The sequence below is a fragment of the Orbaceae bacterium BiB genome (assembly GCA_036251205.1).
GTDB classification, from domain to species: Bacteria; Pseudomonadota; Gammaproteobacteria; order Enterobacterales; family Orbaceae; genus Orbus; species Orbus mooreae.
Genome location: CP133958.1, coordinates 2,092,988 through 2,114,766 on the forward strand (window position 1 = coordinate 2,092,988; position 21,779 = coordinate 2,114,766).

The following is a 21,779-nucleotide window of genomic DNA, read 5'->3' on the forward strand; positions in this document are numbered from 1 at the left end:
AATCGTACTACTCCAAAAATTATCATCACCTCACCAAAGAGGAATTATTTTATTTTGTTAAGCAATAAATTATTTTTACTAATAATTAAAAGTTGGCATGATTCTTGCTTGGGAAAATTTTTCATACCCCCCCCTAAAAAGTTTTTGAAAAAGTGTCCACTTAGTCCACTGAATTACTGTCAAGCCTTTATTATCAATGGTTACAAGAGTTTCAGGTATCCACTTGTACCCCCCTTGTGTCCCCTTAATTTATGCAAGTATCCCCTTAATTTATTTATTATTTGAATAATTTAGTAATTTTGAACTTTTGAATTGTTATTCTGATCGTAGTGTTTGCTATCCTTTATGTAAAAATAAGAATAGAATCGCACTATCAAATGATATTCGTTATAAAAGGTGCTTCATGCGATTACAGCAAAATTATCATATTGCTATTCCTACTGCTTTTACGATAGATGAAAAGTTGAACATACAATCTACACTAGACTACATTATTAGTTTACAAAATATAGGTATAAAATCAGTATTAGTATCCGGCTCAACAGGAGAGCAACATAGTTTAACTTTTGAAGAAAAAAAACAAATTATAGAAGCCATAGAAAAAGATGTTCGCATACGCGCTGATTTTGAAATTATTTTTGGCGTATCTAGTATTAGGCTAAAGGAAGCACAACATTTAGCAAAAGTAATTGAGACTAAAACAAAAATATCTTCTTTAATGGTTGGTTTCCCTCCATATATAATTCCTACACAGAAAGAATCTCAATATTACGTTGAAAGTATTGATGATTTAACCTCAAAAAATATTATCTTATATAATAATCCTAAAAGAACAGGCTTTGATTTAGAAATATCCACTTGTAAAAGACTTTTTTTATTAAGCAATATTATTGGAATAAAAGAAGCTGGAGATGAAAATAAAATACCTAATTTATTATCTAAACTAAATAAGAGTATTTATATATATGCTGGGGGGGAGTCAAATCTTGAGAGAAAAATTAAGTTAGGATTTAACCGTTTATCCTCAATCATTGGGAATATTTACCCAATAGAAACAAAAAATTATTTCAACAATTTATTAGCTGGAAAAGCTAATACTGAAACAACTGAAAAAATACAAGAATTATGTGATATTTATAATTTGCCTTCTATGAAAAAAATAATAAGTAGTAAAACTAATATTGATATGGGTATATGTCGTTCTCCTATTGGAGTCGACTTTAACTAATGTATATTAAATTTCTCATTAATATTTTATCGTAAAAAAATGTTTATATTGAAATAAAAAAGCCCACTTAAGGGCTTCGGTTAGTTAAATACTTTATACAATAGTAAATTACTTTCATACAATCCACCTATCAGATTACATGATAGATTATGCTCAATACCCCCGATTATGTACTTTCCTGTTGCTAATGGTAGGCTAGTAATTAAATTCACAGGCTTACCTACTTTGTAGCTTGGGTTGAAGTACGTTTTAATTGTCAGATAATAACTAAAGTACATTGGATAGCCGATTAATCCCGTTTCGGGTGAGATAGTAATAACAGGATCACCAGGCTTGTAGTCCTTATCATGTAGCGTTATGGTGTCATACTCAAAAATAACAAGACAACCTACACTATTCGCAATCTCCATTATTTGATTGTATGGGCTACCGCTAATATAAGGGTTGCTTAATGAAGATGTCACGCCATTATTAATTAGTGTCATACCAAAAGGCTTTATGATTGATTCTATCGCTTGGCTTGCTTTTACTTCGCCATTAAATGAAAAAGGTTTAGCGACCTCTATCATTAAAAACGCACTAGCGTAACAATCAATACTAACAGATATATCGGGGGCTTGATTAAAATCTGCCACGCAATTAGCTATTACGCCCTGATAAACTGTCGCACCGTTAGCCTTAACCTCTATTTTGTTTAATTTATCACCTGTTCGCCATATCCCCATATTGGTAATAGTTGCTATAGTTTCGCGAGTTAATCCCCATATTCTAAATGATGCTTTACCGCTATTCGTGCCGTTGATAGCGGTTATAATTGCCGTGCTACGTGGTGAAAAATAAGTTACTTTACGGCTACCGTTACTAAATGATTGTTCTTCATTGGCTAGGGTGATCGTAAAGTCTAACTGTTGGTTTTGATAATCCATTACTTGCCCCTTATGAAACGTTACTTAGGTGAGGAAATACATTAGACGCATTGATTTTATTAAATGATGACCTCTGCATATCAACACTTGATTTTAAACTCTCAATATCCGCCATTAATGCGCCAAAGGTAGACGCGTCACTATTGACTAAAATCTCGTAGTTGTTTACTACTGAATTGCTATTGTTAGCCGTGTTATTTATTGCGCTTTGTAAGGGATTCGGTGCTGATAACTCGTTATAATTTGAAAGTTTGTTACTATCTACGCCAATCAGCCCACTTGTTTTATTTTTTATCCCTGTATCGCTATCGGTTTCCAATAGTGAATTTAAATGATCGAAAATGTAAGGGGAGTATTTGAGCCAGTCAAGAATCCCACCATTAAAGCTGCCTTCATTATTTTTAAACTTAATAACGCCATTTTCTCGATCGATAGATTCAATATTATCATCTAACCGTTTTAATACTTCGCCTTTCTGTCCCTCTGCTTTATCTTGTTTTTCCTCAACATTATTTAAATAATCTAAACCTGCCTTTTTCTGCGTGGTGTACAGTCCGTCCTTGCCAAAGAGTAAATCAACGCCTTTACTGACGCCCGTCACCAACACGTTAACAAGGTCTAACGCATCCTCAACCATAGGGGCGAGTATTGCGCTATTGGTTGCTAAATTGGTATAGATTTTATTAAGTTTAACGCTTGCCCCTGTCCATTTCTCCCCTGCGAGATTAATCGCGTTATCTAACTCTTTTTCGCTCGTTTCTAGTTCTATTTTATTTTTTCGGCTGCGTTCGACTTGTGCCAGTGTGCTAATCGCCTGTTTTTCGCCAGTGTTTAAGTTAGAATTAAAGTTATTATCTGATAGGGCAGAGTACTCAGCATCATTTAACCCCATATAAAAGGCTACTTGTTTCCTTTTAAAGTCGTCCTTAATGCCGTTTAATACTTCTGATATATCCCGTAATGTTTTTAATGGTGCTGTATCTAAATAATCAACCTGTTTATTACTACCTGATCGGGCGTTAAGGTTTGTAATCATGTTTAATATATCGGGATCTAACGCGCCATTAGTTTTATAGCCTGACTGATTAAGGCTTAATTTATTGACTAATCCGTCAAGCGTTCCTGCGTTTTGATTGCCTAGTTTTAACGCCTGATGTACTGCCTCGATATCTTTCGCGCTTGCCGTGCTTGTTCTTGCTTGGTTAGCGAGTGACGTAACATCATTAGCCGATTTATTCGCGCCGTCTTTAATTCCTTTCATACCAAAGGATAAGCCACTAATTGCCCCCATAATTTTAAATATTCGGGTTAGTTCGTTAAAATTAGCTTTATTTTCCTTTAACGCGTCCTTTTTTTGCTTAATCTCTTTGTCGCTTATCTTCTTGGTTTTATCGGCGCGTATCTTTTCCGTTTTACCTATTTTTTTATCTAATACGCCAGCATCTTTTAATACTTTGTTGATGTTTTCAGATACGCCTTTTAATGCTGTTTGTGATTCCTCGAGCGATTTTATAAACTGCGATACGCCCTCAGCTTTTAACTCTAACTTCATTTCGTCAATCGTTTGACTGCTCATACTTTCCACCTTGTAAAAAGAGACGATTAAATCGTCCCTAAGTTTATCGAATGATGACCGCTATTTTTTCTATTAATAACGCCTTGATTGTAGTTATCAACCTGTAAAACCTCTGCCATAATGAATAAATCCGTTAATGAGTAGTATTCTTGTAACTCTTTTAATGTCGCCTTACCGGTTGAGATTAGCGCGCCACAATAAGAGCCAATATTCACATATCCCTTAAAATTGTACTTGCTCGGTTGATAGGGCAAGTTTAACGGCTTTATTCTTCGGTAAAATTTACTATCATACTTAACGCCTCACCACGCAAACGGATAACGGTACTAATATCCTCTATATCGTCGCCTGTTTGGTCTATCTTTCTGGCGGTACTAATATCGTTAGGATTAGGCACATATTTCACTAAATACAGTAATGATTCCCATAATTCGCGCCCCTCTTTAGTGGTTGTTTTCATCATTAACGATTGAGGTGTTACGTCCTCGCCACATAATGAAAAGGCTTGATTGAATAGCTTTTCACCAATAAACGCGTTAGGCTCTGTCACTAGAAATACTTTGCCATTGTCGCGCCCTGATTCGGTGTTGATAGTAATTAATTTTGTTGCTCTAGCCATTTTATTTATTTCCTCTTTTTGTTGGTTGTTTATGCTCTGATGCTTTTACTATGTAAAACTCTTTTTCATTTAGCCAGTCGGTCGCCTCCGCTTCCTCGCTATAAATTAGATTGGTTTTTATTGCGCCATTTAATAACCTTTCAAGGTATTTTATCCCCCTCATTTTAATAATTTCTTTAAACTGATTTTTAAACGTTGGTATGCTGATTCTAGGCTCACCGCCCACATTCGCGCCATAATAAGCACGGTAGCCATGATATAAGTATTTTTTAGGGTCGTACTTGTGCCAGTTTTCCGTCTTTTGCCCTATGCCTAAACCGTCTGGGGTATCTAGTGGAATGAGGTAGCAACAAAAATCATAAATAGGGCTATTATTCCGCTTGATTTCTTCGGCTTCATCTGATGATTTTAATTGCTCCAGTTGTTTAATTGTTTCCTTGTCGTCGCTAAAGGTATTCAATAAATAATTAATAATGAACGGCAGTTCTGCGCTTATCTTGTCCAGTAAATTCGGGTCTCGCTCGTTTGACGGTATAACGTTATTAAATACTAGCCTAATATGTCGCCTATCTATTCCGCTATCGCTACCTTTGAAAACCATAGGGGAATTATTAACAGCTAATATCACCGCTTTAGGTTTAAATGAATGGGCTTGCTTATATTTGGGGTCTACGTCTATATTATCGCCTGATGATAGTTTTTTGAGTAGGTCGCCCTCTCCCTGATACTGTGATTGGTCGGATAAGATTAACAGCGTTTTATCAATTAAAGCCGTTCTAGTTGATGTCTTTCGCTCCAGCTCTTTAATATCACAATCAGCCGTATTGACCTCACCAACAAGCAAGCGCGCAATTTCTGAAAACGTGCTTTTCCCTGTACCGCCTGACCCTGTAAGCTCTATAAAATAATGCCATTCATGCCGATTAGCTAAAATAATATAGAGTATTGCCAATGCGCCCATTAATTTACTTTTATCTTGGTTAGTCGCATTAGATAAGAATTTATAAAATAGGGGTGCGCCAGTCTCTAAGCTGTCGTTAGTTTGGCTTTTATGATAAGTAATACCGTTGGTACTGGTGTTATAGTTTAGTTTATTGTGAGGCGCGAAAGTCATATCATTAACGCAGTAAGCCCCATTATCAAAATAGATATAGCCTTGTTTTTGCTCTTTGATAATAGGTGATTTTAATAGTGCGAGTCTTGTAACGCGCTCTACATTATCAATACTATAATCAATGTTGTTATCTTCGTAGATTGAAATTAAATTATCCAGTAATTCAAATTCCCCTAAACGTCGCCACTGCTTACCAGTGAAGAAATATGCCTCTTTAATGCCTCGATTATAGGCAAGGTTTCCATGATATGAATTAACGAGAATATCCGCGCGCTTATTTGCAGGGGTATTACTTTGTAGTCTTACTTCTTCGCGTCTACTTGGCTCTGGTTGTGATTTTAAGCCTATTTCTCGCATTACCTGAGTAAACGCCTTACTTGTTTCTATAATGCCGTGATGCGCTGCGTAGTCGTTCCAATCCGCTTTATAATCCGTATTGGGTGCGGCTAAATAACCGCCCACACATTCAAGGGCTTTAATTGCTTTCTCTACGCCAGTATTAACACTATTCCCTATGTCATTATCTGCGCCTATGATGATTTTAGCAGTTGGATTAACTTCACGGATTGCTTTAGCTACATGAATAAGGTTTCCTGCGTCCAGTGCGATAATAATCAATTTATCCTGATTAAACTCTCGCAAGGTTAAACCTGTCGCCAGTCCCTCGCAAATAATAACCCCGTTCTCGCTTTTCAGTTGTAGACTTATACCCTCGACTGGTACAAGTGAGTTACTGGCTATCGCGATAAATGCGCCTTTTTTATTCGTGCCTTTCATTAACTGCTTGTTGCCGTTAGTATCGATGAATTGCGCCCCTGTGTATTCATTATGAAGATTCAGAAGAGGGACTATAATTTTTCCACCGTCTAGCAAGGGCAAGCTAAAGGTAATCCCTTTCTTGGTAAGGTACTCCGGTTGACCTAAATTAGATTGTGATAATAGATACTCCACTTTTTTACATACGGGATTATCGCGCATGTTATTAACTGCCGTTTTTTCGGTAGTTTTATTGTGATTTAAAGTCACATTTAAATTTAAGCTATCAGCAACCTTATTAATCGCTTCACTTGCCGTACAGTGATAAACGCGCTCAATTAAATTGATTCCGTCGCCTGTTCCACACTGGTTACAAATATAATCACCTTTACCGTTTTTATCGTCATATCTGAAACGGTCGCGCCCACCGCAAGCAGGGCAAGGCTTATGCTTATCTTTCGGGAATACGTCAATATTCAATGATTGATAAATACTATCCCACTTACCGATTGACTGGCTTACAATCTCGTTAAATGTCATTGTTTGCCTCGCTTTTAATTAGCGCCTCGATAAACTCATTAAAATAATCATCCATAAATTCAATGCCCATAGTCGATAAACCCACCGCCCTAAGCTTTACCGTTTCGCCCGTTGATTCATCATCTAACATATCAGAGTAAAAATTGATAATAATAAGTTCTGCGTGTTCGGGTTGATTCTCCTCCTTTGCCACGTCCTCAATATCAACAATTAAGAATTTATTTAATTCATCACGGGTTAAAAATAACGGTCTACCGTCTTTGTAGTAAGCTGTTGAGCCAAACTTATCCACGCAATGATTAAGGATAGCTCTAGCTGTTCGTGCTCGTAATATTTCTATCATTTCTTGCTTAGTCATTAGCTAACTCCTTACTTATTTATGGCTATTTCATTCGCGCCATGTGCTAGGTCGTCTAATTCCCAAACAATATTTTGTATTGTTTTATCCGTAATTTTGACAACGGCTCGAGGGTCTAAGGCAATAGATAGGCATTCTAAAATCGCTTCCGCCTTTGATAACTTTTCTATAATTTCGTCTTGTTGCTCTGCTGTTAATCGGCTCATTATTTTTTACCCCTTGCGCTGGCAATGTCATCGTTTAACGCTTCATTGCTACACTCGATTAAATCCGCAACCGCCATTAGTGCGTTATCTATATGGCTCTCTATTAATGGTGATTCACTCGTTGAATTGCCTTGTATTAATAAAGTGATAGCCTCTGCCTGATTTAATTTATTATTGATTAGGTTTACTGTACTCATTGAAATGTTAGGCATGATTCACGTCCTCTTTTACTTCGATATTATTTAGCTTGCTGATTGCTTCACTGGCTAAGTCAGCAATAGCCCACATTAAATTACCCATATCAACGCTATCAATAAACGGTTCGCTATAGCCTGAATTTTTATAGTTATGATTTTCAAGGGCTATCCTTGCCATGCTTCCTATTTGATATAATTTAGCTTCAATATCACATATTAAGTTATCGTTTTTATTAACCATGATTAACCCCCATTGCTAAAGGTTTTCGAGAAATAAACGCAAGTTTACTATTGCTTAGGTTTTGCCTAGCTTGTTGGTCGGTTGTCGCGATAGTTCGGACTAATTGAGATGTTAAAACGTTGTAGAACGTGAATAATTTTGATTGTTCAGCGCGTAGGGGTGCGCTATCATAGCGATCAGCCATAATCATTACCTCGTATAATGGTTGGGTTAAATCCCTCGATAGTGGTGGTACACTTCGGGGGATTGCTTTTTTAAGGTAATTATCTATATAATGGTATTTACCTTTTAAAACTAATTTATCACAACGGTATTTACCTATGCAAGAGAAAAAAGAAAAAAAATCATTTAACCGATCAAACAGCACTATGAAGATGATCCGCTTTGAAGATGATTTACTTGAACAAATTGATAAACACGTCGCAAAAGAAAACACTAATTTCTCGGCTTGGGTTAAAAATGCCTGTCGCGAAAAGTTAGCCAATTCAGCTAAATAATTCCCTTTTTTATGGAGTCGCAAAATTATTTTATTAGGTGTTCCTAACGTGTCCATTAATTCGCGCTTAACCTTTACTGTTTTGGTAAATGATTTACTACTTTGGTAAAGGTTTTCAATCTCTCGCGCTCGCGTTGTGACCCCAAGAAAATCTTTATTGCTTGCCAAAGATAAGATTTTCCTTTCTTGGTAAGCGTGGTTATAAACGTTCTTTTCAGTGGCAACTAAAGTGGCAACCTCTTTTTTGGCAACTAACGCAAAGTGTACGTTTTCGGTGGATACCTGACTGGATACCAATTTTAAAAGCTCTTTAGCCATATCAATAGAAATGTGGTATTCCTTACTTGGTCTCCCACCGTTAGAGGTTTTACTCAAATTTGAGTAACGGCTTATTAACTTAATCCTTACCGTTACCTTACCGTTATCATGTGCGGTAACTGGTGTGGAAATAACCACGCTTGAGCCTTTTATACTACTGGCTTTTAGTGTGGTAAATGGTGCGGTTATCGTCATCATTACGCCACCTGTTCCGCATGACGGATCAAATAAGCATGAGATAGCTTTATTAACTCGGCTTTTCTTTGATGATAGTCATATCCAATATTGATTAATGTGGTATTGGCATTCTCAAGGTGTGCGATATGGTTTAATTGAAATTCGGTTAGATTGTCGCGAATGTTGCCAGTAAGATTATGCGCCTCTTTGTATTTGCTCGACGGCATACCTAATACAATGCGGTTAATCATATCGAATTCATTAGTAAATACGTGACTGTTTGCGCTTTTACCTAGTGCTTTCCGTTGTTCTGCTAATGCGTCACACATAGGGCCACTATAATTTATAGTTTCAAGCCGTGCCTTTAATCGTTTGATTTCTTTCTTTTGGATAGCAGGAGCTACTTGTTTTAGTTGTTCCTCGCATCTAATAAAGTATTTTCTAATTGCGCGCACATGCTCATTATTTTCAATCATAGCGAGTTCTTTAGCCATGTTTAAAGTTAGATGATAATCAATACTTCGACGGTCTCCGCCTCTTGATGTTTCCCATTTATTTAACTGTTCAATTTTTGTACTTTGATTCCTGTTTTTTGAGGAATCAAAAACTAAATAATCATCATCTTTAATAAAGCCATATTTATTAATGCGCTCTTTTATCCATGTAGAAAAATCATTACCCACATTTAAACAAGCGTGTAATTGTTTCGCGCTAACCGTTTGTTGTAATTTGCCGTTAATTGTTGATTCTGTAACTGGTACTACGCTGTTAAAACTATTCATTTTGTAACCTCAATTTATTTATTAATCGCTCATATCGCTAAATTTAGGCAATAAGAGACTTCAATCGCATTATTTACCTTATGGCATTGATAACGCGTTATGCTTTGTTATGGTTTAATTAGGCGACTTTTAAGGGGTATAGCTCCAGTATGTCGGCTAATTGGTTGTCGGTTAATAACTTAGGGTTGTTTTTATTGATTAGGTGTAACACTTTTTCAGTATCTTCCTTACTGGTAAGCGCATATCTAAAATGTGAGCCTATACCGTCGGGATTACTATCCTTGTAGCGGTGTAGGGTTATTTTTAACTCGCGTTCTATATCTGTTGCGTAATTTCTGCCGCTTGATAGTGAACAGGTTCGCAATATCTCATTTTCTGTTATGCCGTAAATACCTGAGCAAGCAATTAATAAATAAGCGCGGTACTTTTTCGCTACACTTTTTTGAGGGATTGGGCTATCATATGAAATGTAGTTATTCCAAGTATAGCCCTCGACTATTTGGCGATATAGAGGGTTGTTTTTCATGCTTACCCCCTTGACGCTTTTTTTGATTCTAACCAGCTTTCAACTTCTGAGCGCACAAAAAATACTTTACGCCCTGATGGTTTAAATGGTTTTGGTGCTGTTTCGTCGCGCTTTAATAGGGTTCTTAGTGATTCGGGGCTTTTATAGCCTAATAGGTTTAATAGTTCTTGTTGTGGGATTATATCTAAATTTGAGTTTATATTTGTATTCATTAATTTAAGTCCTTTAAAATTAAATAATTAAAGAAATTAAATAACAAACTATAAAAAATAGAAGTGACTAAATGTTAACCTGTTACAAATTAATTTGTAGTATATACTTGACTACCTTAAGTAGATATTATATTAATACCACGAAAGTTATTTTTTACCATTTAGTAAATTCTACTATTTGCTATCTAATATCTTTTGCCTTTGGGGAGTTATTTATCAAGTTTGGTCGCCTGTAACTAACTTCCCATATCCAACCAATAAAAACACTTCTTATTAGCTTCGATTCAACCACTGATTTAATATACGGGTAACTGTATTTATATACACAATGACGAATTAACTTCATTATACACATTTATTAAAAAAGGTAATAGCAAGTTATAACTAAAAATAAAATTTAAGCCTCAAAACAAGCGATTTAAGCGCATAAAGTGAAGTTAAGATATACTTTTCCCATTAAGTTAGGTTAACATCAGTATGGTGCGTTCTAGGAAGTATTTACCGTATGGTAAATTTAACCAGCATTAAGTCATTGATTAATTTAATTAAAAATTAACACTTTTTTTATTGTCAATAAACGCTTGATTAAATAGCTTTTTACTGTGATTTTAATTTTTATAAATTAAATATTTTTAATTATTTTCACTAATAAAACTGTTTGCTTGTTTTTTAATCAATTTAGTTTAGTAAATACTACATATGGTAGTAATTAACAACAATATTCAACAACATGTTGTATTAGGCTGTTTTAATTTAGGCATAAAAAAAGCCACATAAGTGGCGATTAATATTTTTGAAAAGATACCGTAGTATAATTGATAATCATTTAAGTACTAGATAATTGAAATATTATAGTTTACAAATTTAAGAGATGTAAACTGTCAGAATGTCTAATAATTAAATTATAACTTATATTATTTCTTACAAGGAAAGTTATCTTTTAATGTCCTTAAATGTACTATTTCTATGGGTAAATCATTTACAATTTTTTGTTGCTCACTATTCAAAGTGCTATAATAAAGTTTCATAAAGTTAACATAACTTTCAAATCCTATCCTTTGTTCATCAGGAATACAATAAAGTGTTGGAATTCCTTCGAAATTAGCCACAGCGTTCAAAGTTCTGGAGCCATTAATAACTCCAGAATAGTATCCAGCGGCGAATAAACGTTGATATAAATCTTTATTATTTTCATCAATTATTTGTATAAATTCATTGTACGTAAAATTATTTTTTTTAGTAAACTTAACCAACCAGTTATCATCTGCTTTAACTGAAAAAACTATAACAAATAAAGATAACATACTAATAATATTTTTCATCATCAATTCCCCAAGATTATCCTAACGTGTCCAATAATTAACTTGTAACCTTACCGCATATTTTATCAACGTACACACGCGCAACGCCCCAGTACGCATCTTCAACATTAGCTAGTTTATTGTGTTCTATTTCGTAACGTTTATGGCTCATTCCTTTAGGCTTAGGGAAATAGTAAGAATTATTGAAAAGGTTGTTATATTCATAATCATTACTTTTAAATAGCCTATCGCGTTTATTAATTACTTTGCGTCTTAGCCTATCCATTTTGTTTTCACTTTGACTAGGGTAATGAAGATTGAAGCATTGACGGCAAGCAATTTGCTGATTAGTAAAATAAAGGGTTGCGCGCCTAGTTTGGCAATGTGGGCAAATAAACCAGTAACGCGATCCATAAGATACGGCTGTATCGTCTATCCTGCTTTGTATGATTCTGCCATTAGGTAGCGTATAAGTGATTGCGTAGTCTTTTACTTGTACCGTTAGCTTTTTATTGCCACTGGTTATTATGTACTGTAACGGACTTTTAACAAGCGTTTTAAGGTGCTTTGTATTAATCCGTGATACTTCACTTGTATAGTTTCGCGTGTTAGCTCTAACCATTATTATTTTTCCAATACGAAATCATTTGATTATTTTAACACTATATACAATTAATTTTAACTTCCGCCATTGGTGTAAGTTGGTTGTTTAGCCTTTTAATGATGATGCTTGCCAAAAATTAGAACTTTCTTAAATGCCATTTATTAACATCTAAAGTTAATTAAAGAATAACAAATAAAATAAGTAAGTTAACAAATTATAAAAATGGAGTTATCTATAATAGTAAATTATATTATCTATAAATATTTGCGAGTCAGATCTAACGTGACTATTAATTAACTTTTTAGTTATTTAAATAATAGATAATAATATTTACGTTGTTATAATAAAAAAATTGCTAATAATTGGTTATTATATAATTAAAGAATAGAGGTGGGTAATGTTAAAACAGTATGTTGTAGATGCTTTTGCTGAGAGAGTTTTTGAAGGTAATCCCGCTGCGGTATGCATCACGGACAAATGGCTCGATGATAAACTTATGCAATTAATTACAAGTGAAAATAACTTATCAGAGACCGCGTTTGCGGTTAAAGAAAATAAAAGTTATAGACTTCGTTGGTTTACACCCAATGGTGAAATTGATTTATGTGGTCATGCTACACTTGCTACAGCTTTTGTAATAATGAACTATTATGAGAAAGAACTAACAGAAATTCATTTTAACACATTAAGTGGAGACCTTATTGTAAATAAAATTGATAATATGTATGAATTAGATTTTCCTTGTTATTCATTAAAATCAATTGAAACAACTGAGAAAATAAAAAAAATTATTGGATTTACACCAGTGGAAACGTGGATTGATCGCGATTTAGTTTGTGTACTAGAAAATGAAAATCAAATTAAAAATGCTAAAATAGATCTAGAAAATGCCAAAAGCTTACCTGGTCTGTTACTGCATATAACCGCAAGAAGCTCCAATTCTGAATATGATTGCGTAAGCCGAAGCTTTGCGCCTAAATTAAATGTATCCGAAGATCCAGTTTGTGGCACAGGTCACTGCCATATAGCACCGTTTTGGGCGAAAAGATTGAAAAAAGAAAAAATAGTTGCAAAACAAGAATCGGAAAGAAGTGGTATATTATATTGTCAAGTCAATGACGACAGAATAAAACTTAAAGGTAGAGCTGTGTTATATTCAATATCTGAGCTTCAGTTAACTTCTTTTTAATTGAGATCTACTTGATGCTTGTGACTGTAACCATGATTCGCAAGCATTAACTTTGCGATTGTCGCGTTAAACTCGCCTGATAAGCCTTTATTGATTAGCTCATTTTCTTGGATAGCTTTCACCGTTTCCAACAAGTCGTTAAATTCTTCCGATTCATTAGCATAGTTGTACAAGCTCGAACGCGAACAACCAATATATAGCGATAATCCGCTAACAGACGGAATTAATCCGCCATTTTCTTTATAGCCTTTATTAAGGTATCCCCTTGCCTTAACTAATCGTGTATCTAGGTTACTTTTTCGTCCTTTCATACCTCTAGCCCTTTATTATCAACCGATGCACATTTTAGTGTTTCGCTTAAATTTTGTACAATTCTTAATTGTGACATTTCACCTGTCACTTATTCTACTACAAAAGTTTTGTAGTTCAATTATTAACCGTTTACGCCTTGTAATGGGTGGCGGATTTCCGCCATCGCTTTAACTAATCCAAAGTCCGATTATTGGATATTGAGATTAAAGCTATCTTTATTTATGGGTGTGTCCAGTTTTGGGCGTACCTACTCGAATCAACATCATTATAAAGGTGTACCCTCTAATTTGAGGTGGCTAATTATCAACCATTGCGATAATGCCAATAGTCTAAGGCAATATTCTGCCCTCGCTTAAATACGGGCTACAGTCGCAATTAAATAAAATCAAAGAGTTATTTTCTCTAGCTGAATGGTGAAGATCACCATTGAGGTAATGAATTTACATTTAAGTTAAATATGAGATCCCCCAGTAATTAAAGCTACGATCTTGTAGTTTTCAGCTATCACCACTTCAGTGATACCTTTAAATGGTTTACTAAAAATTTAGTAACCGTTATGTAGTCTACGACTCATAAAAAGTCATACTCTTTAAATAGTTCGCGCCCATAGTAACAGTAACCTATCTATATGATTTTAATAAAATCCGTCACAAAACCTGACTTACTTTAGGACTAGATTAATAAATAGATGATTAGATTTAGCTTTTTGTAATTACGGTTACGCCGTTGGCGTTCTCCGATAATATCAATAACTTAGGGTTTAATGTTACTGTGATTTTAATAAAATCTGTCACAGGGTCGGATTTCAAATCCTAGCCTAATATAATCATGCTTACCAAAGGAAAGGTATTTATTTAATACATTCTACAATGCGCGCACTTTTGCTCATATCTTTAGATTATCATGGGACTGACAAAAACATAACACATTGATTTATAAGCAAAGTGTGAAATTACGTTTTATTAAATTCTTTATATTTCAGTAAGTTATTAAATAGCACCTATTAAGGGGATACAAGTGGATACAAGGGGATAGTATTTACAAGTATCCACTTAGGTCTAAACCTTATATATCAATACTTAGAAAGAATTAAGTGGATACAAGTGGATACTTTTATAAAACTTTTAGGGGGTAGGCAAAAGATATTACACTATTGACGGAATACTTAAGATATTCTTTTCTTGGTAAGGGGTATCTTCATTATAAAGACGGCTGATTGGCTGAAAAGTTAGCCGATTGATTTGGTAGCTCAATTTGAGCCACTTACTTAACCAAGCTCAATTTTAAGCCTATTGAATTTATTGAGATTTTAGAGAGATAGAGCAAGCACAATTTTGCGCCCGTTAATATTGTTGATGTTGTAAGCAATTATAGATATATGCTTACACCATTGTTTTAACTAGCTATTTATAACCTTAAATGATTTATTGCCCGATATTGATACATTGCCGTTACTTGCTTGTTCTACAAAGTCACCCCACCAATCTAGCATAATGCGCCTTTGCTCTAAATAGGTAGCGCGGTTATATGCTCGCCTTACCGTGTTCGTGTCTGTATGAGCTAGTGCGCTTTCTATTACGTCATAATTAAAACCTTGTTCATTTAACACGGTACTAGCTAACGCTCTTAGCCCGTGAGCTACTAATCTATCCTTGTAGCCCATTCTTTTAATCGCCATATTAGCGGTGCTACTATTCATTGATTGAGTGTAAGGCGGCTTCATGCTAGGGAAAACATGAACTCTTGAGCCACTAATAGGCTTCATTGTCTTTAATATTTGTAATGCTTGCGCTGAAAGTGGCACATTGTGCGGTCTATCCATTTTCATGCGCTCGGGAGGGATATTCCAAAGTTTATTATCAAGGTCTATTTCTTCCCATTTAGCGCCAACAGCTTCGCTAGGTCTGACCATTGTTAATAACTGCCATTCTATAACGCATCTTGTTTGAAGTTCTATTCTTGCCATAGATAAGGCTTTCATGAATTCGGGTAATTCATCGCGTGTAATTGTTGGCATTTGTCCTTTTATTGGAGTTTCAAAGGCATCTTTTATCTTTACGGCAGGATTAGCATCAATTAATCCAATATTTACCGCATAAAACATTACTTCATTGATGCGTTGACATAACCGCTTAATATTTTCAAATTTCTTGCTTGATCTCTGTGGTTCAAGTGCTTTTATAAAGTCTTTAGCCTTTAATGATGTTATTGCTTTTTGCCCGATACAAGGAAAAATATATATCTCCAAGGATCGCCATGTTCTATCTAGTGTACCTTTTGATAATCCTTTGCTAGCTTTCAGCTTAAACCAATCATGTGCTACATTTTGAAAAGTATTATATAAATCTGCCTGTTTTTGTTCCAGTAGCTCTTTTTTATGCTCCTGTGGATCAATACCATTGCTTAATAGTTCCCTCGCTTCATCTCTTAGCTTTCTGGCTTGTTGTAGTGATACTTTGGGATAGTTTCCAAAGGTTAATAAGTTTTCCTTTTTGGTAAGAGGTCTCTTATATTTTAGTCGCCATACTTTAACGCCGTTAACTTTTACCAATAAAAACAGCCCACCACCGTCAAAATACTTTTTATCTTTGTCTATTGGCTTAAATGCTTTTATTTGTGTGTCTGTAAGTGGTGTTATTTTAATAGCCATAATCAACCTTTTGGGGTACAAAATTTCAGGGTATAAATTTATACCCCTATTTATACCCCTATTAATTCTGGTTGTAAATGGGTGTTAATGGTACTTAATGAGCTTTAATTAGTTAACAAAGCGTTGTAGTTACTGGTTTTTATGGGTTTAAATGGGGGTTAATGAGTTTTAATAAATATTGAATTGGTGGAGCCAAGGGGGATCGAACCCCTGACCTCAACGCTGCCAGCGTTGCGCTCTCCCAGCTGAGCTATGGCCCCATAAATACTACTTACGCGCAATGATATGCAAGCAAGCGATTGATGTCAATATACAAATTGATGTATCACCGATTTATTCGTTAATCAGTATAATAAATCGGCGATACACTATTTTTCTAACGTATAATAGAAGGTTGATCTGCACCTTCGGCTTCAATTTTTTGAGAAATAAAGTGATCTCGTTTGATACCCATTTTCAACGACATATATGCAGCAACATAGATCGATGAGAATGTACCTAATAAGATACCGACACCCAATGTTTCCGAGAAGCCTTTTAACATACTACCACCAAATATATATAGAATAACAACGACCGCAAGCGTAGTTGCAGATGTCATTAAGGTTCTACTTAGTGTTTGCGTTAATGATATATTGATTACATCATAAGGTGAAGCTCGGCGAATCTTACGGAAGTTTTCTCTGATTCGGTCAAATACAACAATGGTATCATTCAACGAGTAACCAATAATTGACAACATGGCTGCCACTATTGTTAGGTCTAGTTCTCGTTGGAATAGTGATAGATAACCTGCGGTGATAATAACATCATGAGCTAATGCTACAACCGCACCGGTACCGAAACGCCATTCAAAACGGAATCCAATATAGATTAAAATACAAATTAGGGTTGCACAAATCGCCAAAATCCCATCTTGAGCAAGCTCAGTTCCGACTGTTGGACCAACAAATGCGACACGTTTAATCTGTGCTCCTGAGTCAATATCTTGGTGCATGAGATCAGAGATTTTTGTACCAACGATACTATTAATTTTCTGAATCTCTTTTGCATCGGGTTCTTTACCTGGTGCGAAAGATTCATCTTCGGTGATAACTGGTAAACGGATAATAATATCCCGGCTACCGCCATAGTTCTGTACAACGGGTTCTCCGTAGCCCGCTTTTTTCAAGCTGACACGAATCTCATCAAGTGGAATTTGTTTACTTAATGTTATTTCGACAGTGGTACCACCAGTAAAATCTTGGCCAAGATTAAAACCTTTGACGAAGATAACCACGATAGACGCGACAACTAATACCATTGAAATAACAAATGCTACAAAGCCGAAACGAAGAAAATCAATAACTCGTCGGCCATGATTTAGTGATTCAACACTCACTTGTGGCTCTTGACCTTGATTATTTGTTAACTGTGAATTTGCCATCATTAACTCCTAAATTGATAGCTTATTAACACGGCGTCCACCGTATATTAAATTAGCCAATGCTCTTGTTCCGACAATTGAGGTAAACATGGAGGTTAAAATACCAATACCTAATGTGATTGCAAAACCTTTGATTGAGCCCGTACCCACAGCATATAATATGATCGCCGTCATTAAAGTTGTAATGTTAGCATCAAAGATACTGCTCCAAGCGCCAGCATACCCTTCATTGATCGCATGTTGAACACCTCTGCCATTACGCAGCTCTTCTTTTATGCGTTCATTAATCAGTACGTTTGCATCAACAGCCATACCAACAGTTAATACAATCCCTGCAATACCTGGCATGCTTAGTGTTGCACCTGGTAATAAGGACATAATACCGACAATTAAAATAAGGTTTGCGACTAATGCAACACTAGCAAACACCCCAAATAGACGATATACGACGAGCATGAAAATAACTGATATTAATAGTCCCCATAAGCAAGACTCTAAACCTTGAGTTATGTTTTCTTGTCCCATTGATGGACCGATGGTTAGCTCTTCAATAATTTGAATTGGTGCAATCAGTGCGCCAGCTCGTAGTAATAAGGATAATTGTCGTGCTTCTTCTACATTATTAATACCCGTTACTTGGAAACGGTCACTAAAAATACCTTGTATTGTTGCAACATTAATTACTTGTTCTTGTTTTTCTAAAATAGGTTTGCCATCTTTGTCGACTTTACCAGAATCTTTATACTCAACAAATAGTGTTGCCATCGGTTTATAACGATTCGCTTGGGTAAATTCAAGCATCTTTTTACCACCTTCACTATCCAGTGATATAGATACTTCAGGTTGACCATACTCATTCAAGCGGAATGAGGAGTCTGTAATATGATCGCCGGTTAATACAATATTTTTATACAATAATACGGGGCGACCTTCTTGGGTATATTTGATTTCTGAACCATAAGGTGGTCTAGCTGAACCAGAAACGATATCTAATAAAGTGTTTGGATTGATATCATTGACTTGTCTAAACTCTAAAGTAGCTGTGGCACCTAAAATCTGTTTAGCGAGTGCGGTATCTTGAATACCAGGTAATTCAACAATAATTCTATCAGAACCTTGTCTTTGTACGATAGGCTCAGCAACACCAAGCTGATTGACTCGATTTCTTAAGATTGTTGTATTTTGTGCAACTGCATCTGATTTTGTTTGCTGTAACCTATTTTCACTGATGTTAATCAGGAGTTGTTTATCATTCTGTGCAGCAATATTATAGTCAGCTAATTGGCTAATTCTTGCAATTGCATTATTTCTATCATCATCGTCTGCAAAAATAATACTAATTTGTTGATCATTCGTTTTATTAAGTGATGTGAAATTAATTTTATTATCTTTAAAATCAGCTTTTAATGTATCGCTTGCTTGATCAAGTAACCGTTCTAACGCCGCAGTCATATCAACTTCCATCAGGAAGTGAACACCACCACGTAAATCTAACCCTAATTTCATCGGTGCTGCACCAAGAGCGGTTAACCAAGCGGGGGTTGCTGGCGCTAAATTGAGAGCGACAATATATTTATCACCTAATTTTTCCGCAATAAGTTCTTTGGCTTTAAGCTGAATATCATTATTGGCAACTCGAATTAGAATTGAATTATTTTCAAATACAATTGATTTAGCTTCAATTTGATTATCACTTAAAAGCTTTTGAATCTCTTCTTGAGTTTGGACTGTAACTTCAGAACTTCTGGTGTTAGAAATTTGAATTGCAGGGTCTTCACCATAAATATTTGGAAGTGCATAAAGTAGGCCGACGAGTATTACGACGACCAACAAAATATACTTCCACAAAGGATAGCGATTTAACACGACGTATTCTCTTGTGGTTTATTAGTTAACTTATTATATACAATGAATTATAAAGATTTCATTGTTCCCTTAGGAAGAACGGAAGTAATAAAATCACGTTTAATCACAACTTCAGTTGTGTCATTGAGTTCTAATGAAACGTAACCATTTTCACTGATTTTAGCTACACGGCCGATTAAACCACCATTAGTTAATACTTCATCACCTTTTGAAATAGATGACATTAAATCTTTATGAGCTCTTGCGCGTTTTTGTTGTGGGCGCATAATCATGAAATAAAAAAATAGACCAAATACAACAAGCATAATTGGTAAAAAATAAGGATTGCTTTCGGCTACTTCTCCGCCATCGGCGTAAGCTTTACTGATAAAAAAGTCCATACTTTTCCTCTTGAGTCAGTTAAAAATTAATAAAAATCGGTGAACAATGATACACGAGAAATTGCATTATAGCACACTAATTTCACAAACATTCTATCACCACTAATGATTTAATTAGTTTGGTGCTAGGTATTGCGCGACACTAACTAAATTAAATAACCACCTTGGATAGATTCCACATAATAAAATTAATAACGCAGAACCGACTATAAATACTTCATTTATGCCTATTTTTTGTTGCTGATTACTTTGTAATACTTGGGTATTTATAGCACTATTATCATTTGGACTTCTAATATATAGGTTAATCACTAAACGTAAATAGAAGTATAATCCAAAGGCACTACCGATGATGATTGCTAAAATTAACCACCATAATTCCGCTGTTACGCCTAATAGTATTAATGAAAAACGACCAATAAACCCAACGGTTAATGGCGCACCTGCGAGCGATAATAAACCGACCCCCATAGCAAGCGCAACGATTGGCCTACGCCAGAAGAGCCCGCTTAAATTGATATTTTTGCTATCAGTCTCTGTTGATTTTGATTCTAAACTAATTACGCTAAGTACACAGATATTCGCTAAAATGTAACCGATCAAATAGATACCAATGGTTTCCAGTGCCAATACTTGATACTGTACCGCAATTAAAGCAATAAGTAGGTAGCCAAAATTAGTAATCGAAGAATAAGCTAATAGTCGTTTTATATCTTGTTGTTTAATCGCAAAGACATTTCCCCAAATAATTGAACAAAATGCCATGATGACCATAATTATTCGAATCGTTTCATTATTCACAATCGGGGCTAATAAAAATAGTCTAGCTACTGCACAAAAAATAGCAACTTTACTTACTGTTGTTAGTAATAGTGCAATACACGCGGGCGCTCCTTGATAGACATCAGGTAACCAGAGTTGAAATGGCACTAGTGCTAATTTGAAACCAATTCCAACCAACATTAAACAGACCCCAAGTAATAACAAGATACTTGGCGCGGAGACTGTTGATAGTTGGAAACTTAGGCCACTAAAGGTAAGTTCACCTGTCGCCGCATAATAAAACGCAATACCTAATAGTAAAAATGTTGTTGAGATAACCGATAGCACCATATATTTTATTGCTGCTTCTAAAGAATATTGCTGTGTATATTGATAACCGATCAATCCAATGATTGGAATAGATAGTAATTCGATACCAATAAATAGCGACATCAAGTGGCTTGAGTAGATTAAAATAGTGGCGCCCAATGAGGAAAATAGCACCATTAGATAGAATAGCCCATGATGCTGTTGCTCATCATTTTTAAACCAGTTAAGAGATAATGTTGAAACTACAATGGATAAGAATAGAATCAGGCTAGTATATAACGCACCATAAGCGTCGCTAGTAAAGAGTGATGTGACATAGCTGGCTTGCCAAGACAAATGACTACTCTCTTTTGCACTTATATTATTACTGTCTAAACCCTTAATACTACTGTCATCTGGTATCGCTGGAATAATATAAGGATTGCTTTCACTCTCTTCTTGGATCGTTTGTTCGACTTGATTGGTTGCTGGATCTGTACTTAAACTATGATCATTAATAATTATCTTGCCGCCAATAAATACGGAGGTGAGTAAAGCAATGGTCAAACAAGCAATCGCAAATATTGCTGAAAATTTAGTGTCAACACGTAATAAAAGTAGTAAAAATAATAAGATAACAATCGCCAAACTCAATATTAGTATCGGTGATAAGTAGATTAATTCTGATATTGTAATCGCCATCATAAT

The 21,779-nt window shown here is 35.2% G+C and carries 23 protein-coding genes and 1 tRNA gene; 2 read left to right on the plus strand and 22 right to left on the minus strand.

Annotated elements, in window-relative coordinates; all coding sequences use genetic code 11:
- The first annotated feature begins 403 nt into the window (after window positions 1–403).
- The gene (locus RHO11_09795) at window positions 404–1,228 is read left to right on the plus strand and encodes a dihydrodipicolinate synthase family protein (protein ID WVD60779.1); all 825 of its coding nucleotides are present in this window, start codon (window positions 404–406) and stop codon (window positions 1,226–1,228) included.
- Between the two features lie 80 nt (window positions 1,229–1,308).
- Here the strand turns inward: RHO11_09795 and RHO11_09800 are convergent, their stop codons facing one another.
- The 15 genes from RHO11_09800 to RHO11_09870 all read right to left on the minus strand — a co-directional run bounded on the left by RHO11_09800 (window position 1,309) and on the right by RHO11_09870 (window position 12,195).
- Window positions 1,309–2,154, minus strand: coding sequence for a hypothetical protein (locus RHO11_09800; protein ID WVD60780.1), 846 nt, complete (start codon window positions 2,152–2,154; stop codon window positions 1,309–1,311).
- 10 nt (window positions 2,155–2,164) lie between these two features.
- A complete protein-coding gene (locus RHO11_09805) occupies window positions 2,165–3,730 on the minus strand; it encodes a hypothetical protein (protein WVD60781.1) in 1,566 nt (521 codons plus the stop codon).
- A gap of 26 nt (window positions 3,731–3,756) precedes the next feature.
- A complete protein-coding gene (locus RHO11_09810) occupies window positions 3,757–3,945 on the minus strand; it encodes a hypothetical protein (GenBank protein WVD60782.1) in 189 nt (62 codons plus the stop codon).
- Between the two features lie 50 nt (window positions 3,946–3,995).
- The gene (locus tag RHO11_09815; protein ID WVD60783.1) at window positions 3,996–4,349 is read right to left on the minus strand and encodes a hypothetical protein; all 354 of its coding nucleotides are present in this window, start codon (window positions 4,347–4,349) and stop codon (window positions 3,996–3,998) included.
- A gap of 1 nt (window position 4,350) precedes the next feature.
- A complete protein-coding gene (locus RHO11_09820) occupies window positions 4,351–6,759 on the minus strand; it encodes a primase-helicase zinc-binding domain-containing protein (protein ID WVD60784.1) in 2,409 nt (802 codons plus the stop codon).
- A complete protein-coding gene (locus RHO11_09825; GenBank protein WVD60785.1) occupies window positions 6,749–7,117 on the minus strand; it encodes a hypothetical protein in 369 nt (122 codons plus the stop codon). Before RHO11_09825 ends, RHO11_09820 begins: the two co-directional genes overlap by 11 nt.
- 11 nt (window positions 7,118–7,128) lie before the next feature.
- On the minus strand, window positions 7,129–7,323 hold the full coding sequence (locus tag RHO11_09830) for a hypothetical protein (protein WVD60786.1): 195 nt from the start codon (window positions 7,321–7,323) through the stop codon (window positions 7,129–7,131).
- Entirely contained in the window at window positions 7,323–7,535 is a 213-nt protein-coding gene (locus RHO11_09835; GenBank protein ID WVD60787.1) for a hypothetical protein, read from the minus strand. The genes RHO11_09830 and RHO11_09835 overlap by 1 nt, the downstream gene beginning before the upstream one ends.
- On the minus strand, window positions 7,528–7,761 hold the full coding sequence (locus RHO11_09840) for a hypothetical protein (GenBank protein ID WVD60788.1): 234 nt from the start codon (window positions 7,759–7,761) through the stop codon (window positions 7,528–7,530). The genes RHO11_09835 and RHO11_09840 overlap by 8 nt, the downstream gene beginning before the upstream one ends.
- A complete protein-coding gene (locus RHO11_09845; GenBank protein ID WVD60789.1) occupies window positions 7,754–8,773 on the minus strand; it encodes a hypothetical protein in 1,020 nt (339 codons plus the stop codon). The genes RHO11_09840 and RHO11_09845 overlap by 8 nt, the downstream gene beginning before the upstream one ends.
- Window positions 8,773–9,534, minus strand: coding sequence for an antA/AntB antirepressor family protein (locus RHO11_09850; protein ID WVD60790.1), 762 nt, complete (start codon window positions 9,532–9,534; stop codon window positions 8,773–8,775). Before RHO11_09850 ends, RHO11_09845 begins: the two co-directional genes overlap by 1 nt.
- 118 nt (window positions 9,535–9,652) lie before the next feature.
- A complete protein-coding gene (locus RHO11_09855; GenBank protein WVD60791.1) occupies window positions 9,653–10,060 on the minus strand; it encodes a hypothetical protein in 408 nt (135 codons plus the stop codon).
- 2 nt (window positions 10,061–10,062) lie between these two features.
- Window positions 10,063–10,272 carry a hypothetical protein gene (locus tag RHO11_09860; protein WVD60792.1) on the minus strand — a complete coding sequence of 70 codons (210 nt, stop codon included), beginning with the start codon at window positions 10,270–10,272 and terminating at the stop codon, window positions 10,063–10,065.
- A 914-nt stretch (window positions 10,273–11,186) separates the two neighbouring features.
- Window positions 11,187–11,597: a hypothetical protein gene (locus RHO11_09865; GenBank protein WVD60793.1), complete on the minus strand. Its 411-nt coding sequence runs from the start codon at window positions 11,595–11,597 to the stop codon at window positions 11,187–11,189.
- A gap of 34 nt (window positions 11,598–11,631) precedes the next feature.
- On the minus strand, window positions 11,632–12,195 hold the full coding sequence (locus RHO11_09870) for a hypothetical protein (GenBank protein WVD60794.1): 564 nt from the start codon (window positions 12,193–12,195) through the stop codon (window positions 11,632–11,634).
- Window positions 12,196–12,574: 379 nt separating this feature from the next.
- Between RHO11_09870 and RHO11_09875 the strand changes: the two genes are divergently transcribed.
- On the plus strand, window positions 12,575–13,366 hold the full coding sequence (locus RHO11_09875; GenBank protein WVD60795.1) for a PhzF family phenazine biosynthesis protein: 792 nt from the start codon (window positions 12,575–12,577) through the stop codon (window positions 13,364–13,366).
- Here the strand turns inward: RHO11_09875 and RHO11_09880 are convergent.
- From RHO11_09880 to RHO11_09910, 7 genes are all read right to left on the minus strand, one after another.
- Entirely contained in the window at window positions 13,363–13,677 is a 315-nt protein-coding gene (locus tag RHO11_09880; GenBank protein WVD60796.1) for a terminase small subunit, read from the minus strand. The two genes, RHO11_09875 and RHO11_09880, sit on opposite strands and share 4 nt — an antisense overlap.
- 1,400 nt (window positions 13,678–15,077) lie before the next feature.
- The gene (locus RHO11_09885; protein ID WVD60797.1) at window positions 15,078–16,328 is read right to left on the minus strand and encodes an integrase domain-containing protein; all 1,251 of its coding nucleotides are present in this window, start codon (window positions 16,326–16,328) and stop codon (window positions 15,078–15,080) included.
- Between the two features lie 184 nt (window positions 16,329–16,512).
- A tRNA-Ala gene (locus RHO11_09890) sits at window positions 16,513–16,588 on the minus strand.
- A gap of 116 nt (window positions 16,589–16,704) precedes the next feature.
- The gene (gene secF / locus RHO11_09895) at window positions 16,705–17,754 is read right to left on the minus strand and encodes a protein translocase subunit SecF (protein WVD60798.1); all 1,050 of its coding nucleotides are present in this window, start codon (window positions 17,752–17,754) and stop codon (window positions 16,705–16,707) included.
- 9 nt (window positions 17,755–17,763) lie between these two features.
- Window positions 17,764–19,620 carry a protein translocase subunit SecD gene (secD, locus tag RHO11_09900; protein ID WVD60799.1) on the minus strand — a complete coding sequence of 619 codons (1,857 nt, stop codon included), beginning with the start codon at window positions 19,618–19,620 and terminating at the stop codon, window positions 17,764–17,766.
- Window positions 19,621–19,667: 47 nt separating this feature from the next.
- Window positions 19,668–20,000, minus strand: coding sequence for a preprotein translocase subunit YajC (gene yajC, locus RHO11_09905; GenBank protein ID WVD60800.1), 333 nt, complete (start codon window positions 19,998–20,000; stop codon window positions 19,668–19,670).
- A 114-nt stretch (window positions 20,001–20,114) separates the two neighbouring features.
- On the minus strand, window positions 20,115–21,776 hold the full coding sequence (locus RHO11_09910) for an NADH-quinone oxidoreductase subunit N (protein WVD60801.1): 1,662 nt from the start codon (window positions 21,774–21,776) through the stop codon (window positions 20,115–20,117).
- Window positions 21,777–21,779: the final 3 nt, after the last annotated feature.